The sequence below is a fragment of the Flavobacterium resistens genome (assembly GCF_900182645.1).
GTDB lineage: Bacteria > Bacteroidota > Bacteroidia > Flavobacteriales > Flavobacteriaceae > Flavobacterium > Flavobacterium resistens.
Window position 1 is genome coordinate 1 of record NZ_FXTA01000004.1, and the last position, 17,721, is coordinate 17,721.

A 17,721-nucleotide genomic window follows, 5' to 3' on the forward strand; every position below is an offset into this window, starting at 1 on the left:
CTGTAATGGTGGAAGCAACGGTAGCATAACAGTTACTGCTTCAAACGGAATTGCTCCATACAAATATCAATTATCACAAGGAGGAACAGTTCTTACAGCTTATCAGGATGGAAACATCTTCTCTAACTTATCAGCAGCAACTAATTATACTGTTGAAGTTAAAGATGCCAAAGGATGTATTATTGCAATACCGGTTCCTGTAACTATTATTCAGCCGACAGCATTGACGGCTAGTTCAACGATTACGACAGCTTTAGTATGTACAGCAGGTAATGCACCATCAAAAGCGGTTGTTACTGTAACCCCATCAGGAGGAACAACTCCTTATCAGTACAGCTATGACAATGGCACAAGCTTCTCAGGAACGAATACATATGAGACGTTTGCAGGAATTACATTTGATGTAATCGTTAAGGATGCAAATGGTTGTACATTCACTATTACAAATGGTGTTAACGTACCGGCATTGAACCCTCCAACTGACTTGACTTTTGCAACAACAGTTCCAGTAACATGTTTAGTGAAAGGAACAGTTGACATTACAGGTCATACAGGTGGAGTTGGACCATTCCAATACGAGATTTTATCTCCAATTGTGAAAGCTAAACAAGGATCAACAACATTTGCCAACTTAGATCCGGACACTTATGTATTCCAGATTACAGATGCAAATGGTTGTACTTATAATGAGTCGTACACTCTAGCGCCAGTAACAAATATTACTGTTGCAAGTTCATTAATTAAAAATGTGTCTTGTAATGGTGGTGCTGACGGTTCAGTTAAATTTACAGTTGAAAACAAAGCAGGTGGATTTACATATTCATTAAGTCCAGCTTTAGGTACAGCAACTCAGGTAGGTGATGTTATCACAGTAACTAATTTACCAGCTGATACTTATACACTTACAGTGACAGATGCCATTACAGGTTGTATAGCTACAACGATAATCGATGTTGCTCAGCCAGCTGTTTTAGATGTTGCTTTAGTTTCTAAAACTGCAGCAAATTGTTACTTAGGTTCTATCGTTACTGTTCAGGCAACAGGAGGAACTCCGGTATACAAATATGCATTTGTTAAAGCTGGAGCTACGCCAACTGCAGCAGACTTTTCAACTAGCAATAGTGCAGTGTTAGCTTATGATGACTTAGGACCAAATGATTGGGATGTGTATGTTCAGGATGCAAACTTGATTTGCTCGGATAAAGTACTTGTTACAATTACGAAGCATCAGGCACCAACTATTAATCCTAATGCTAATGTGTATTGCTACACTGGTGGACCAGTTCCAATTACAATTACAGGAACAACTGATCCAGCAATTGCAACACCACCAATGTATAGTATAGGTAATGGTTATTATGCTAGTCCTAACTTTACGTTAAATGCACCAGGTACTTACGAATTCTTTATCAAGGATGGTAATGGCTGTGTGGCAAAAGCGACTTATGTATTGAGACAAGAATTGTTAATACAGGCAACTCTTACTCAAGATTTAAACTGTACTACAAACGATGCTACAATTACATTGACAGCAACGCAAGGTACAGGTGCAGGAACATATGCTTTCGAATATGATCTTAATAACAGTGGTGTTTATAAGCCAGTTACAGCATTGCCATTCGTAACTAGTACAGCAGGAACTTATACTTTCAGAGTAAAAGATGCTGTGACTTGTGAGGCAGTTTCTGTTCCGGTAGTAGTAACGCCGCTTACTATTCCAAGATTTACTACTTCGGTAGTAGATGCATTATGTCAAGGTGATTTAAATGGAAGTATTACAGTGACAGCTTCAGATGGTGTTGCACCTTATAAATACAGCATTAACGGAGGAACTTTTGTTAACTCTAACATTTTTGCTGGATTAGGCAGAGGAACTTATGCAATCGCTGTTATGGATGCTAAAGGATGTCCGTCAGCTGCAGTTAACGTTGACATTATTGATCCAATTGTTTTAACAGCTACAAATGTTGTTTCTCCATTTGGATGTGATCCTTCTAACACTGCAAAAGATGCATCAGTTACATTAACAGCTCATGATGGTACAGGACCTTATAGCTATAGTTTTGACAATGGTGTGAGTTTTGGAGCTTCTCCTACTCATATTGTAAACACAGCATCTACAATTAATTATGTTGTAGTTGATGCTAATGGATGTAGAGTAACAGGATCAGCAACAGTTCCTGGATACAATCCACCAACAAAATTCGATCTTTCAGCTACGCCAATTTACTGTAATACAGTTGGAGGTGTTGCGACTGTAACAGTTAGTAATGTTGTTGGAGGTGTTGCGCCATTTAACTATGCAATTACTCAACCAACGGGTTCAGCAACTTCAAATGCAACAGGAAGCTTCGCTGGTTTATTACCAGGAACTTATGTAATAAAAGTGACTGATTTTAATGGATGTAGTACTTTAAATTCAATTGAAGTTAAAAAAGCAAGCGAAATTAGTGTTGATGCTCAATTATTGAGCGATGTATTATGTAATGCTGGTACAACAGGATCTATTGCCTTTACAATCAGCAACTATATTGCTCCGGCTAATTATACATTTGCATTGTCTCCAAATAACGGAACATTCACTCAAACAGGTGATGTAGTGACTTACACTGGATTAACTGCAGCTAGTTACACTTTCACAGTTACTGATAATACGTCAGGCTGTACAGATAATGTTTCTAATTTCATCGTTAACCAGCCAGCTGCTGCATTGAACTTTACAATGGCCGCTACAAACATTACTTGTAATAATAAAAATGCAACTATTACGGTAACTGCAACTGGAGGTACTCCAGCTTATAGTTATGCTGCTGTTGCACATTTAGCTGCTGCTCCAACAGTTTACAGTACTGATAACAAAATTGTTGTTGATACTAATAACGGAACTGTTTTAGCTTGGGATGTTTATGTGAAAGATTTTAACGGATGTGCAACTTTAGTACAAACACAAAATATTTCTACTGCTCCGCTTCCAAGTGGTATTACAGCAAATGTTGCAAGTCAATGCCCTAGTGCAACTGGAACTTACGATTTCACAGTTAATGTGACTTCAGGAGTTGGACCATTTGAATACAGCATAGGTGGAGGCTTCCAGGCAAGCCCTACATTTAGTGTGAATTCTTCAGGTTCTTATGATATTATTGTTAAAGATGCTAACGGATGTACAACAACTGTAACAGGTGCTGTTGTAATCAGCGGAGCTCTTGATTTACAATTAGATGTTCAGAAATTACCAAGTTGTGATTTCCCTGACGGAAGAATTGTAGCGACAGCTACAGGAGGTTCTGGAAACTATAAATATACTTCTGGAGCTTATATTCCAGTAATAGCTGGAACAACAGCAACATTCAACAATATGGCTGCGGGTTCTCATACAATTACAGTTGAAGATTTGACGACTGGCTGTAAAGATGTTGTTACTGTTGAAATGAAAGCGGCAACACTTATTACAGGTTTAAGTTTAGAGAAATACGATGTTAAGTGTAATGGTGATTCTAATGGACGTATTATTGTTCACTTGGCTCCAAATGGACCAGGCGTTAATGATAACCCAGTTTATATGTACACATTAACTGGAACAACTATTGGTAATGTAGCTGTAAGCAGAATACCTCAAGAAAGTAATGTTTTTGACAATCTTTTACCAGGTGATTATACAGTAAGAGTAACTTCTGGAAGAGGATGTAATGCTCAGGCAGATACAAGAATCATTCAGCCAACACCAGTTGTGGTTAATGCACCAGCTGTTACATCTTTTGTATGTACAACAGGTACAAACACAACAAACTTTGCTAGCATTACAGTTAATTCTGTGACAGGTGGTACAGGTCCTTACGTTCTTTATGAGTTCAGTAAAAACGGAACTGTAGTTCAAACCAGCAGTTCTAATGTTTACAACGAAACAGATCTTGCAGGTGGAAATTATTCAGTTAAAGTATTTGATAGTAATGGTTGCGTAGGATCTTCTACTGCTCCAATTGTAATTGCACCTTTCATTACTATGAATGATGTAAATGTAAATGTTACTGCTCCAATTACTTGTGTAAGCAATGAAACAATACAGGTTTCTGTATCTACAACCGGAGGAACTCCAACGGGATTAGTTTATACACTTGCAGGTATTGATGGTACTGTTTTCAACCAAACAAATCCAACAGGATTATTCTCTGGATTAGCAATTGGAAGCTATCAAATTACTGTATTTAACCCAACAACGGGTTGTACAATAAAAGCTTACCATTATGTAAATGATGCAAATACTTTTGAAATCAAAGTAACGCCAGTAAATGTTGAGTTATGTTATGGAGCTGCAGATGGAAGCGTAGACTTGATGTTTGTTGATAATGTATTGAATCCTGGAAACGAAGCAGGCGCATTTACATACACTATTGCAGGTCCGGTTCCAAGTTCTGGAACTTCTGCAACAGCTGGGCCAGTTAGAATTTCAGGTTTAAGAGCAGGTCAATATACAGTAACAGCTAAATTGGTTAATAGCCCAGAATGTACAGTTACAAATGTATTTACAATTGTTCAGCCTCAAAGCCAGTTAGTAGTAACTACAACTAAGTCTGAAATTACTTGTATTACTGGTAACAATGATGGAGCGATTTCTGCTTCAGCAACTGGAGGATGGGGTCCAAATTATCAATACGAATTAGTAGGTCCTACAGTTCATATTGCATACTCTGATAAATTTGAATTTACTGATTTAACAGCTGGAAATTATACGATAAATGTTAAAGATGAAAAAGGATGTATTTCAACAACTAACGTTCAGTTAGTGGTTCCTGCTCCAATTGTGGTTACAGCGAGCGCAAATGCTTCTATGTTATCATGCTTCGGAAATAAAGATGGTGTAATCACAGTTAATCAGCCAACAGGCGGACAAGGAAGCAACTACATGTACACATTGAACATCGTATCTGCAAATCCAGTTATTGTTTCAGGACCACAATCAGGTAGAGTATTCTCTAACCTAAGCGCTGGAACTTATACAGTAACAGTTACTGATGGATACTCTTGTGAGGCTACTTCTGCAACTATTGTTATAAGTCAACCTACAGAGGTGAAACCAGATTTAAGACTGTCAAGAGCTCAGACATGTCAGACATTGTCTCAAATTACATTAAGTGCAGAAGGAGGAAGCGCACCTTACACGTATAGTACTTCTGCTAATTTTGCAACGGTTATTGGATCATTTGCATCATCAGTATCATTTGATGTTCCTGTAGGTAAATACCAATACTATGTAAAAGATGCAAATGGATGTGTTGGATATATTTCTAATGAAATTAAGATCGATCCATTAGTTCCTTTAACTCTTGACTTAGATGTTACAAATGCAGTAGTGAAATGTCAGGGAGAAACAACAGGAGTAATTGTTGCTAAAGCAATTGGAGGTCTTGGAAACTACATGTACACATTGTTAAACAGTGCTGGAACTGCAATACGTCCAGCTCAGACGGAAGGAAGATTTGAAAATCTTGCAATTGGAACATACAGTGTAAAAGTTGATAGTCAAGATTGTACATTTACATCAAAAGCTATCGTTATTACGGAGCCAGCAACACCTGTAAGTGCGCAATTTAATGTAACAAATGTTTCTTGTTTCGGTGAAAACAATGGTAAATTGGAGGTTCTTGCTTCAGGCGGAACAGGAGTTATCAAATATGCACTTTCTCCAGACTTGAATCAATTTGATGATGTTCATGTATTTGAGAAATTAGCACCAGGTAATTACCAAGTAATTGTTCAGGATGCAAATGGATGTTTCATTTTACACGATTTCACAATCACGCAACCAGAATTATTGAGAGGAAAAGAAGTTCCAAACTCTATGATTCCTGAAGTATGTGTTGGTGACAAAGACGGTGCATTTAGTGTTGAAATTTTAGGTGGTACTGCTCCATATAAAGTAAGTCTGGATAATGAAAAAGGTCCATTTACGGCAGGTGCAGCAGGTCAGACAATATTTGACTTTACTAACTTGACTGGTGGTAAACATACAGTTTACTTTACAGATGCGGCTGGATGTATGAACTATGTTGAAATTAATATGCCATTGCCGGTTGTTCTAGATCCAAAAGCTGAAATAAACTATGACTGTGTGGATAATCATGCTGCTAACAGAGTAACAATCACTGTTGATGCAAGTATCACAAATCCAGCGGATGTAGATTATAAACTTGATGGAACTGGTGCTTACCAACCAAGCAATATTTTCACTAATGTTGCTCCAGGTAATCACTACGTTACTGCTAGACATACTAACGGATGCGAAGTTCCTACTGTAAGTTTCGAAATTAAAGCTGTTCAACCATTAGCAATCGCTTTAGCAGCAGGTAAACCTGAAATGAACGTAATTTCAGTAACTGCTACAGGTGGAGCTCCAGCTTACGAATATAGCTTCAATGGAGAACCGTTTAGCTCTTCTACTAATTTCAAAATCTACAAATCTGGTGATTATGTAGTGGTAGTAAGAGATCAAAATGGTTGTACGGCGACTATTACGGTGCCAGCGATTTATGTTGATGTTTGCTTAGACAATTATTTTACTCCTAACGGAGACGGAGTTTATGATACTTGGGGACCTGGTTGTACTAATATTTACAACAACCTTGAATTCTCAATCTTCGATAGATACGGTCGTGTAATTGCTAAATATCACTATGGTCAAAAATGGGACGGAAGATACAATGGTGAAGAATTGCCTTCAGGTGATTACTGGTATGTTCTTAAACTAAATGACGAGAAAGATGCAAGAGAGTTTGTTGGACATTTCACTTTATACAGATAACAAAATAATTGCCCCTATGATGTTATCTAAAAAAATTATTACAATGAAAAAGTTTATTTTATCCCTAGTACTCATGGCTGTAACAACAAGTTACAGCCAAGAGTTAAACCTACCAGTGTTTACCCAGTATTTAGCTGATAACCCATTTGTACTTTCACCTGCTTATGCTGGTATTGGAGATAATCTTCGAATTAGAGCGAATGGTTTGACGCAGTGGGTCGGAATTAAAGATGCACCTGAAAACCAGTCTTTATATGCTGATTTTAGAATCCTGGACCGTTCTGGTGTTGGAATCTCGATTTACAATGATAAAAATGGATACACAAGACAAACTGGTGCCAAGGTTTCCTTTGCACATCACTTGATTTTGGATTATTATTCTAAACAATATTTGTCTTTTGGTATTTCGTATAACTTTAACAGTTTCAGAATTGATATTGATGAATTTAATAATACGATTGAACATCCAATCCTGGATCCTTCGGTAACAGATAATCGTTATACTGGAAATAATAACTTTGACATTAGTGCTTTGTATCGTAATAAAAACTTCTATTTGAGTTTTAATGCGAATAACGTATTGAAGAAAAACGTTGATAAATATCGTGGAGTAGAGCCTAATTTGCTTTCAAACTATCAGGTTTATACTGGATATGTTTTTAACGACGGAGAAAACAGACGAATTGAATATGAACCATCTATCTTCTATCAATATTTTGCAAGTGATAAACGTTCTACAACCGATTTCAACTTCAAGTACAGACGTTACAATCGTTATGAAGATTATTATTGGATCGGAGTTTCATACCGTATGTTAAACGACCAGTTCCCAAAACCATTATCGGTAGGACCAATGGCCGGTTTCATGAAGTCTAGATTTTACTTCGGATATTCTTATCAGGTTATGTTCAACGATTTAGGGAATTATAATACAGGTACTCACGTAGTAACCATAGGTTTTGATTTCTTGCAGGCTATCAGTAATTGTCCTTGTACGCAGAGTCCAGTTCACGATTAATAAGAACAAAACCATTTCTTAGGCTAAATAAGCCATTATTACAAAGCGAGTCGCAACATTATGTGTTTTTACCGCAATAATTTGAAATAAACTTACAATAACATTAAATTTGAATAGTATCAATTTGCATCGTCAAAATGATAAATCAAATTTGATTTATGAAAGCTAAATTTTCACTTTACGCGAAACACATTGTTTTGTGCCTCGCTTTTTTATTTTTGCCGTATGCCTTCACATCGACAAATACGATTTTTTCATTGCCGCATTTATATACCAATGCGCATGATCGTATTTACTTTTTTATCTATTTTACACTACTTTGCTTTTTCTATTTTAACTATTATTATTTAATTCCGAAATTCTATTTTTCCGAAAAGAAGTTCATATACTATTCCATCATCATCGGATTTCTTCTTTTTTTTCTTTGGATATCAACCACTTTAGATCATCCTGCCCGAAATTTTTTAGATTTCAGAAACCCTCCGGAGCATTTTGAACACAATCCTGGTTTGTTTCCAGAAAAATTTCCTCCACCCCCTTCAATGGTTAAAGAAATGCCTTTTGATTTCGTAGGTGGTCCGCCAACACAGTATGGACATACTTCTTTGGTCTATTTAATTGGAGTAATTTCAAGTCTTCTTTTTGCTATCACAGGAAGATTGCAGAGTGTTGAAAAAGAGAAAGTAAAATCGGAGCTGGCATTTCTAAAAGCACAAATCAATCCGCATTTCTTATTTAATACTTTGAACAGTATTTATGCATTGGCGTTAAAAAAAGACGATAAAACTCCAGATGCAGTCGTGCAGCTTTCAGAGTTAATGCGTTATATCATGACCAATTCTAACGATGAAGTTATTGATTTGACCAAAGAAATCAACTACATCAATAATTTTATTTCACTCCAAAAAACACGTTTGGGCAATACCGTAATTGTTGATTATAAAGTCACAGGAAATACTATTGGAAAACAAATCACACCCTTAATTTTAATATCTTTCATTGAGAATGCATTTAAATATGGTGTAAATCCGGATCAAACTTCTGAAATTTCTATCAGTATTGATATAAAAGAGGAACAGCTGACTTTATCGGTTTCTAATAAAAAGACTTTTTCAATACAGTCTGAATCTGGAATTGGACTTCAGAATACAATTGAAAGATTAAAGTTGGTTTACCCAAATAAACATCAGCTTAAAATACAAGATACTCCAGAAAAATACGTTGTAAATCTATCTATAAAAGTAGGATGATAAAAGCAATTGCATTAGATGACGAGCCTTTGGCATTAGATATTCTTCAGAGTTTATGCGAAACTATTGATTATATTGAACTGGATAAAGTTTTTACAAGATCAGATGAAGCGTTTAAATATCTAAAGAAATATCCTGTTGATTTATTGTTTTTGGATATTAATATGCCGTCAATTTCTGGTTTGGATTTTTATAAAAAACTGCCTCATAAAACGATGGTCATTTTTACAACTGCCTACTCTGAATTTGCTGTTGAAGGTTTTACGCTGAGTGCAACAGATTATCTTTTAAAACCAATTTCACTTTCTCGTTTCAAGCAAGCAACGGAAAAAGCTCTTTCGCAATGGAAACTACAAAATCAAAATATTGAACAGCAACATCTTTTTATTCGTGCCGATTATAGTTTGATAAAAATCCTGTTTTCAGATATTTTATATATCGAAGGTTTAGATGATTATCTGAAAATCCATATTCAGAATCAAAAAACAGTTGTGGCAAGAATGACATTAAAGGCAATACTCCAAAAATTGCCTGAAACCGAATTCATCCGAGTGCATCGTTCGTTTATTGTCCCAATTTCTAAAATTGAGAAAATCAGAAACAAAGTAATATTCATAGAAAGGGCAGAAATCCCAGTTAGTGCCAGTTATGAAGAAGCTTTTTTTGCGCTTTTAGACAAGAAATAAAGAAAGCTGTAATTGACTTATTTTTACTACAAAAAAATATATTTTATCTGTTTACCTCATAAATTTTGTGGTTTACCTCAAACATTTTCCAACGCTTTAATTTCGAATAATTTTACTCGAAAATAACTGTTAATCATTCTATTGGTATAACATTTAAAACAAAAAGCAATGAAAAGAAAAGAGTTTTTAAGAGGTTTGGGTTTAATCGGAATTTCATCTTTGGCAATTCCTATTATAAACTCATGCAGTAAAGATGATGTCTCTGATTCTTCATCTGATTCAGGTTCTTCTTCTGGTTCAGGATCATCTTCTGGCGATTGTTCTGTTAGTCCTTCAGAAACAGCCGGACCTTTTCCGACAATTACGCCATCATCTTTAGTAAAATCAAATATTGTAATGGATAGAACCGGTGTTGGTTTTACTATTAAAATTACAATCAAGAACACTAAAGCAAATTGTGCCGCTTTAAAAGATGCTATTGTAGACATTTGGCATTGCGACAAAGACGGATATTATTCTGAATATGGCGGAACCTCAATGCAATCGGTAAATTACACTTCGGTGCATTTTTTAAGAGGAAGGCAAACTACAGACGAAAATGGCTTGGTCACTTTTACTTCAATTTTTCCAGGTTGGTATTCTGGCCGCGCAACTCATATTCATGTTCATATTTACAATTCAAGCGGAACATCGTTATTGGTTACACAAATTGCTTTTCCCGAAGGATCAAACAGTGCAGTCGCGCTAGTCAACGTATCAACACAAAATGGTTACACAAAAGGTTTGAGTGGTTATACTAATAATGCCTCTGATAACGTTTTCTTTGATTCAGTGGCAAACGAAATGTCAACTGTAACCGGAAGCGTAAGCGATGGTTTTGTTTTAACGCATACAATTAATGTAGCGTCCTAGTTTTAAAATTAAGTTATAATGATAGTTCAAATACCAGCTCAAATTTATAAGTCAGATTTTCGAGGTGCTTTCAATTCTCCGAAACACAACCGTTTTTCAACTTTTAACTTCGAAAATTATCAGGATTTATCCAGAAACGGATTCGGATCTTTAAAAATCCTTAACGAAGTGATATTAGCTCCCCAACAACGTATCACCCGATTTGTTAGTTCAAATACGAATGTTATTATTCTGCCACTATTCGGCGGAATTGAATATAAGGATAATATCGGTAATGAGGAGTTTCTACGTGTCGATCAAATTAGAGTTTTAGCCGCAGACGATGATTTGGAAATAGAAATATTTAATCCTTATAAAGAAGAGAATGTTAGTTACCTCGAAATTGATTTTCAGATGGGAAGACAATATTTTAAAAATTATTTTCAGCAATATAAGATAGATTTGAATGCTCATAATAAATTGAATAATTTATTCGAAATTGAAAGAGCAATTGGTTTTATTGGTGTTTATGATGGAAGAAAAGAAGGTTTTTTTGCTTTAAGAAATGCTGAAAATGGTGTTTTTGTTTTCGTTATTCACGGCGCTTTCGAAATTGAAAATCGACTTTTAGAAGCAAAAGACGGTCTAGGAATTAAAAAAGTTGGAACTATTGAATGGGAAGCATTATCTGAAAATGCTGTTTTATTAGTCATGGAAGTTCCTTTAGATAAGTAAATTTAGAAAATGGAAATCAAGAAAATTAAACTCGCTTATCGAATTGTTATTGATTCTTCTTCAACTTTTCTTTGGGACAAGTATGTTTTTGAAGACACTTTCAAAGAATATCAAATGCAGAGTCAGCAGTTTAATTCTGAAACAAATCCAAAAAACACTTTTCGTGAATTATTGGCCGAAAATGAAAAGGCAGAGAAATTGCATTTTTTAGCCGGAATTGCAGCAAGTGGCTATGTTGAACAATTGAAAGGCAATTTTCATCGTGTTACAGATGTTCTCGGAAATACATATTTTCCATTTATCAATTATCAGTTGGATATTATCAATACAGATATTGCAGATTCATCAAAACATAAAATCGGAATTACTTTTTATTCGCCTTTATTAACTTATTTCGGAATTGTCGAAGGAAATTATCTGGTTTCTAAAAATATAGAAAAAGCTAACGAATTCGAAACCATCATGTTTCGTGTTCAAAAGAATTTATCGATCTGTTTGCTCCAAAATAAATAGTAAGCATAAAAAAACAGAAATTATTCGTTTCATTTTTTGCCTTTTCTGTCAGTCTGTAGACAGGAAAGGTTTTTTTATATAAAAGAAGATGTAAAATTTGCATTTAAAATTGTGTTTAATATTTAATAAACCAATTTATTTGTGAAATTATAACGTTTTCGTTCTTTTAATTATCGATTTTTTAGTATATCCGAATTTATTAGTACTCCAAAAGTTCTATATTTGTTGTTCTTTCAAAAAAATTAAAAAACTAGTCAAATGAAAACTTTAAACGATTTCGATTTTAAAAATAAAAAAGCAATTATCCGTGTTGATTTTAATGTTCCTTTAGATGAAAATTTCAATGTAACTGATGCAACACGTATTGAAGCTGCGAAACCTACAATTGACGCTATTTTAGCGCAAGGCGGAAGTGTGATTTTAATGTCGCATTTAGGAAGACCAAAAGGTGCTGAAGAAAAATATTCATTAAAACATATTTTAAAAACAGCTTCTGAAATTTTAGGAGTTCAAGTAAAATTTGCTGAAAACTGTGTTGGAGAACCAGCTCAAACTGCTGCAAAAGATTTAAAACCAGGAGAAGTTCTTTTATTAGAAAATTTACGTTTCCACGCTGAAGAAGAAGCTGGAGATGTTGCTTTCGCAAAAGAATTGGCTTCACTTGGAGATATTTATGTAAACGACGCTTTCGGAACTGCACACAGAGCACACGCTTCGACTACAATTATTGCTCAGTTTTTCCCAACTGAAAAATGTTTCGGAACATTATTGGCTAAAGAAATTGACAGTTTAAATAAAGTATTGAAAAACAGCGAAAAACCTGTAACAGCTGTTCTTGGAGGTTCTAAAGTATCTTCAAAAATTACAGTTATCGAAAATATTTTAGATAAAGTGGATCACATGATCATTGGTGGAGGTATGACTTTTACTTTCGTTAAAGCTCAAGGTGGAAAAATCGGTGAGTCAATCTGCGAAGATGACAAACAAGATTTAGCTCTTGAAATTTTAAGATTAGCTAAAGAAAAAGGTGTTCAGGTTCATATTCCAGTTGATGTTGTTGCTGCAGATGATTTCTCAAACACTGCAAACACTCAGGTTGTTGATGTAACAGCAATTCCTGACGGATGGCAAGGTCTTGATGCAGGTCCAAAATCTTTAGAGAACTTCAAAAAAGTAATTTTAGAGTCTAAAACTATTTTGTGGAATGGTCCTTTAGGAGTTTTTGAAATGGAAACTTTCTCAAAAGGAACAATCGCTTTAGGTGACTATATCGCTGAAGCTACAGAAAACGGAGCGTTTTCATTAGTAGGAGGTGGAGATTCTGTTGCTGCTGTAAAACAATTCGGTTTTGAAGATAAAATGAGTTACGTTTCAACAGGTGGTGGAGCTATGTTAGAGATGCTTGAGGGCAAAGTTTTACCTGGAATTGCAGCAATTTTAGAATAAAATATCACAATTAACATTTTTTTGCGTATTTTTAAACACTAAACTTTTTAGTTTTGCAAAAATACGTCTCTTATAATTTATTGATTTATAAGATTTTAAAAAAATGTTATATGATTGTACGGAAAATATCTTTAATAGTCGGAGTTCTATGTTCAATGTCAATGTTTGCACAGCAATCTGCATCATCAGAAGTAGAAGTAAAGCCAGAAGTAAAATTATCGTATCTCGATTCGGTTAAAAGCACATTCAAAAAAAATGACGTGGCTGCAAAAGCAGACAGTCTTTGGATGAAAGAATTAACAAGTCTTGATATATATGATGATCTATCAAAAGATATTCAAACCATTAATTCAGACGTAACGGTTGATCAGGAATTGCCAACGGAACTGCTAAAACAGCGTTTGCAGGCAATGAACGAAAAATCTCCGTTTAATATAGAATACAATCAAGGTTTAGAAAACTTAATAAAGTCATTTCTTAAGAATCGTAAAAAATCGTTTTCTCGATTAATGGCTTTATCAGAATATTACTTTCCAATTTTTGAGGAATCGTTCGCAAAGAACAATGTTCCTTTAGAAATTAAATATTTAGCCGTTGTAGAATCTGCTTTAAATCCTAAAGCAGTTTCTAAAATGGGCGCCACAGGACTTTGGCAGTTCATGTACGGAACAGGAAAACAATACGCTTTAAAAATCGATTCTTATGTTGATGAGCGTAGCGACCCAATGAAATCTACAGCTGCAGCAAGCGATTATTTTACCAAAATGTTTGAGGTTTTTAATGACTGGGAACTTGTTTTAGCATCTTATAATTCAGGACCTGGAAATGTAACTAAAGCCATTCGTCGTTCTGGCGGACAAACAAAATACTGGGATATTCGCAGTAATCTTCCAAAAGAAACGCAAGGTTATGTTCCGGCATTTTATGCAACAATGTATCTTTTTGAATATCATAAAGAACACGGAATTAATCCGGAAAGAGCTGTAGTTAAAAACTTCGAAACAGATACGCTGAACATCAAAAAAGAAATGACTTTCAAACAAATCGCCGATTTGCTTGATATGCCTCAATCTCAAATTCAGCTTTTAAATCCTTCTTATAAATTAAACGTTGTGCCTTTTTATCAAGGTGAGCAACATTGCCTTCGTCTTCCGAAAGATAAAATTGCGACTTTTGTTTCTAACGAAAAGCAAATTTATGCCTATGTTGATTATATGTCAACGGTACGCACAATACCTGCAAAACTGGCCTTGAAAGTGGCGCCGAAAGTTAAATTGCAACCTCAGAAAACAAATTCGGATTTCCAATTTTATGAAGTTCAAAAAGGAGATAATTTAGGAGCAATCGCTGAAAAATATGACGTAAATCTTGCCGATTTAAAGAAATGGAATAACTTAAAATCAAATAACGTTGCTTTAGGAAGAACGTTGAAAATCAAATCGGATGTTGATACATCTAAAATTTCAAAAGATGTAAAAGCAATTCCTGCGATAGAGAAAAAGTCTGAAGAAGCAATTGCAACTGCTGATGATAAGGAAAAAGTAGCTACACCACAGGAATATGTTGTAGCGGCTGGAGATAATTTAGGAAGCATTGCAAAAAAATTCGGTACGACTATTGCGGAGTTAAAAGAACTTAATGGTCTTACTTCAAATAATATTGGTTTAGGAAAAACTTTAGTGATTTCTAAAGAAGTTCCTGCAATTGAAGAAACTGCAAATGTAAATACTGCTATCGCGTCGAATGTTTCTATTGAATCGTTCAAGAAAGGTGCAGCATCGAAAAAAATCAGTGAAGATTATTACGTTAAAAAAGGAGATTCTTTATACAGTATTTCAAAAAAATATCCTGGAGTTACGATTTCAGATATTAAAAAATGGAATGGTATAAAAGATGGAGATATTAAACCCGGAATGAAACTTAAAATAAACGGATAATAAAAAAACATCTAAATTTGGGTTTTATTTCATAAATTAAAAAAATGAATAAAACCCTTTTTTTATTTCTATTAGTGCCGTTTTTACTGATTTCATGTCTTAAAAACGATAAACAATCCCAACCTGTATCAGGTAAAACGAACACAATTTCGGTTATCATAGATGATCAGTTGTGGTATGGAGAGGTTGGCGACACCATCAGAAATAAATTTGCTTCACCTGTTTGGGGCCTGACTCAGGAAGAACCTCTTTTCACAATCAATCAATATCCTGCACGCTTACTCGAAGGCTTTGTTACAGATAGCAGAAGCATAATTGTTGTTAAAAAAGCGACAACCGACAAGTTCGAAATCATTCGAAGCAAAAAACTCCCACACAATACTTTTCGCATTTACGGAAAATCAGTAGATGATATTATTTGCAGCATTGAACTGAATTCAGCTCAAATGATAAAAATTATTCGTGATGCTGAAATTGAAAAAATTCAACAAGATAATAGCAAATCATTACTAAATCAGGCGATTATCAAAAATAAATTCCATGCTACGCTTGAAATTCCTGTTGGTTATGAATATATGCTTCATAAGAAGAATTTCATTTGGCTCAAGAATAATATTATAAGCGGTAATACAAGTTTGCTTGTTTATCAGGTTCCGCTTCGATCCTTTAAAAAATCAAATATAGTTGGTGATATTATAAAAATGCGAGATTCTGTCGGTGCATACATAAAGGGTAGAGAACCAAATACCCGAATGATTACCGGTGAAGCTTATGCGCCTTATTTTACATCAACACTTTTGGACGGAAAAAAAGCATACGAAACGAAAGGCAGTTGGGAAATGAGAAATGATTTTATGGCCGGACCTTTCATAAACTACGCGATTATTGATGAAAAATATAATCGAATTTTAGTAATTGAAGGTTTTTGTTATTCACCTTCCAATCAGGAGCGTGATTTAATGCTGGACTTAGAAGCGATTATAAAATCCGTTAAGATTGATAAAAAATAAGTTTTGTTTCAAGTTTCGGGTTTCAAGTTCTGCTTGCACTGTCAGGCTGAGCGAAGTCGAAGCCATTTGCGTTGCGCTCTTCGACTTCGCTCAGGGTGACAAATACGTAAGTTTCAAATTATGTGTAGAACCTGAAACTTGAAACTAAATGTTTTTTCATTAAATTTGTTTGTAACAAACATAAAAACAAATACTTATGAAAAATGTAGCCGGAATATTAGTAATATTGATATTGAGTTTTATTTCTTGCAAAAAAGAAGTAAAAACAGAAACAGTAACAACAAAGGATTCAGACAGTATTAAAACCGAAGAACCAATTGCTGAAGTTGAAGCACCTGTTGATTCTGCAACGCAGGTAAAAGCATGGCAGGCCTATGCAACGCCCGGAGAACCTCATAAATTAATGATGGAGGAAGTTGGGACTTGGACTTGTGATATGACTTTTTGGTATGAACCAAATGGAAAACCGGAAAAAGCAACTTCAATAGCAACCGTAAAAATGCTTTTCGGTGGGCGTTATCAAGAAACTGATTATAAAGGTACTATTATGGGAGCTCCCTTTGAAGGAAAAGGAACGTTGGCATATAATAATGCCACTAAAGAATTTACGAATACTTTTATTGACAATATGGGAACCGGAATGATGGTGGCCTATGGTAAATATGACGAAAGCACAAAAACAATCGAATTAAAAGGAGAAACTGTAGATCCAGTAAAGGGGAAAAAGACTCCTTATCGTGAAGTTTATACTATTGTTGATCCGACAACTAGAAAATTCGAAATGTATGATATGAAAAACGGTGCCGAATATAAAAGCATGGAAATTATTTCGAAGAAGAAATAAAACGATATTTCCTCATTTAAAGAAATTCCAATTACAGTTTGTGATTGGAATTTCTTTTTTTAAGCTAATTTCGTCTTTTCGACTACAACAATAATGAATAATGGAATTAAAATGGAAAATAAAGCCTTTTGAGGCATTAACGGTTGACGAACTATATGATTTGCTTAAATTGAGAAGCGAGATCTTTGTAGTGGAACAAAACTGCGTTTATTTGGACCTTGATGGCAAAGACAAGAAAGGTTTGCATTTAATTGGTGAGTTTGATGGCAAAATTGTTGCTTATACGCGTTTATTTGATGCCGGAATTAGTTTTGATAATGCATCGATTGGGCGAGTAGTTGTCGATGCCAATTATCGTGATAGAAAATGGGGACATGATTTAATGCGTGAATCAATTGCAGCCATAAAACAAAATTTTGGTAAAGATCAGATTACGATTGGCGCTCAGCTTTATCTTAAAAAGTTTTACGAAAGCCACGGATTTGTGCAAACCAGCGAAATGTATTTAGAAGATGATATCGAACATATTGAGATGATTCGCGGTTAAGAATTTTAGCGCAAAAACACTTAACGCAACTTTTTTGCATTAAGTGTT

At 34.9% G+C, this 17,721-nt stretch carries 12 protein-coding genes; all 12 read left to right on the top strand.

What is annotated here, in order from left to right:
• Positions 1-6,796, top strand: a 6,796-nt coding sequence (locus FN795_RS14765; protein ID WP_142451312.1) for a T9SS type B sorting domain-containing protein, incomplete at its 5' end; no start/stop codon positions are given.
• Between the two features lie 43 nt (positions 6,797-6,839).
• Positions 6,840-7,814, top strand: a complete 975-nt coding sequence (locus FN795_RS14770; RefSeq protein ID WP_035653473.1) for a PorP/SprF family type IX secretion system membrane protein — start codon at positions 6,840-6,842, stop codon at positions 7,812-7,814.
• A gap of 158 nt (positions 7,815-7,972) precedes the next feature.
• Entirely contained in the window at positions 7,973-9,064 is a 1,092-nt protein-coding gene (locus tag FN795_RS14775; RefSeq protein ID WP_142451313.1) for a sensor histidine kinase, read from the top strand.
• Positions 9,061-9,750 (top strand): LytR/AlgR family response regulator transcription factor, encoded by a 690-nt coding sequence (locus FN795_RS14780; protein WP_142451314.1) that lies wholly within the window; start codon positions 9,061-9,063, stop codon positions 9,748-9,750. Before FN795_RS14775 ends, FN795_RS14780 begins: the two co-directional genes overlap by 4 nt.
• A 168-nt stretch (positions 9,751-9,918) precedes the next feature.
• Positions 9,919-10,662 (top strand): dioxygenase family protein, encoded by a 744-nt coding sequence (locus FN795_RS14785; protein WP_142451315.1) that lies wholly within the window; start codon positions 9,919-9,921, stop codon positions 10,660-10,662.
• Between the two features lie 18 nt (positions 10,663-10,680).
• Positions 10,681-11,376 (top strand): pirin family protein, encoded by a 696-nt coding sequence (locus FN795_RS14790; RefSeq protein WP_142451316.1) that lies wholly within the window; start codon positions 10,681-10,683, stop codon positions 11,374-11,376.
• A 9-nt stretch (positions 11,377-11,385) separates the two neighbouring features.
• Complete coding sequence (locus FN795_RS14795) at positions 11,386-11,889, top strand: hypothetical protein (protein WP_142451317.1); 504 nt, start codon at positions 11,386-11,388, stop codon at positions 11,887-11,889.
• A 258-nt stretch (positions 11,890-12,147) separates the two neighbouring features.
• Positions 12,148-13,335: a phosphoglycerate kinase gene (locus FN795_RS14800; protein ID WP_142451318.1), complete on the top strand. Its 1,188-nt coding sequence runs from the start codon at positions 12,148-12,150 to the stop codon at positions 13,333-13,335.
• A 110-nt stretch (positions 13,336-13,445) separates the two neighbouring features.
• Positions 13,446-15,272: a LysM peptidoglycan-binding domain-containing protein gene (locus FN795_RS14805; protein WP_142451319.1), complete on the top strand. Its 1,827-nt coding sequence runs from the start codon at positions 13,446-13,448 to the stop codon at positions 15,270-15,272.
• 44 nt (positions 15,273-15,316) lie between these two features.
• Positions 15,317-16,282, top strand: coding sequence for a DUF4837 family protein (locus FN795_RS14810; protein ID WP_142451320.1), 966 nt, complete (start codon positions 15,317-15,319; stop codon positions 16,280-16,282).
• A gap of 196 nt (positions 16,283-16,478) precedes the next feature.
• Positions 16,479-17,126, top strand: a complete 648-nt coding sequence (locus FN795_RS14815) for a DUF1579 domain-containing protein (protein ID WP_142451321.1) — start codon at positions 16,479-16,481, stop codon at positions 17,124-17,126.
• 100 nt (positions 17,127-17,226) lie between these two features.
• Positions 17,227-17,673 carry a GNAT family N-acetyltransferase gene (locus tag FN795_RS14820; protein ID WP_142451322.1) on the top strand — a complete coding sequence of 149 codons (447 nt, stop codon included), beginning with the start codon at positions 17,227-17,229 and terminating at the stop codon, positions 17,671-17,673.
• The last annotated feature ends 48 nt before the right edge of the window (positions 17,674-17,721 follow it).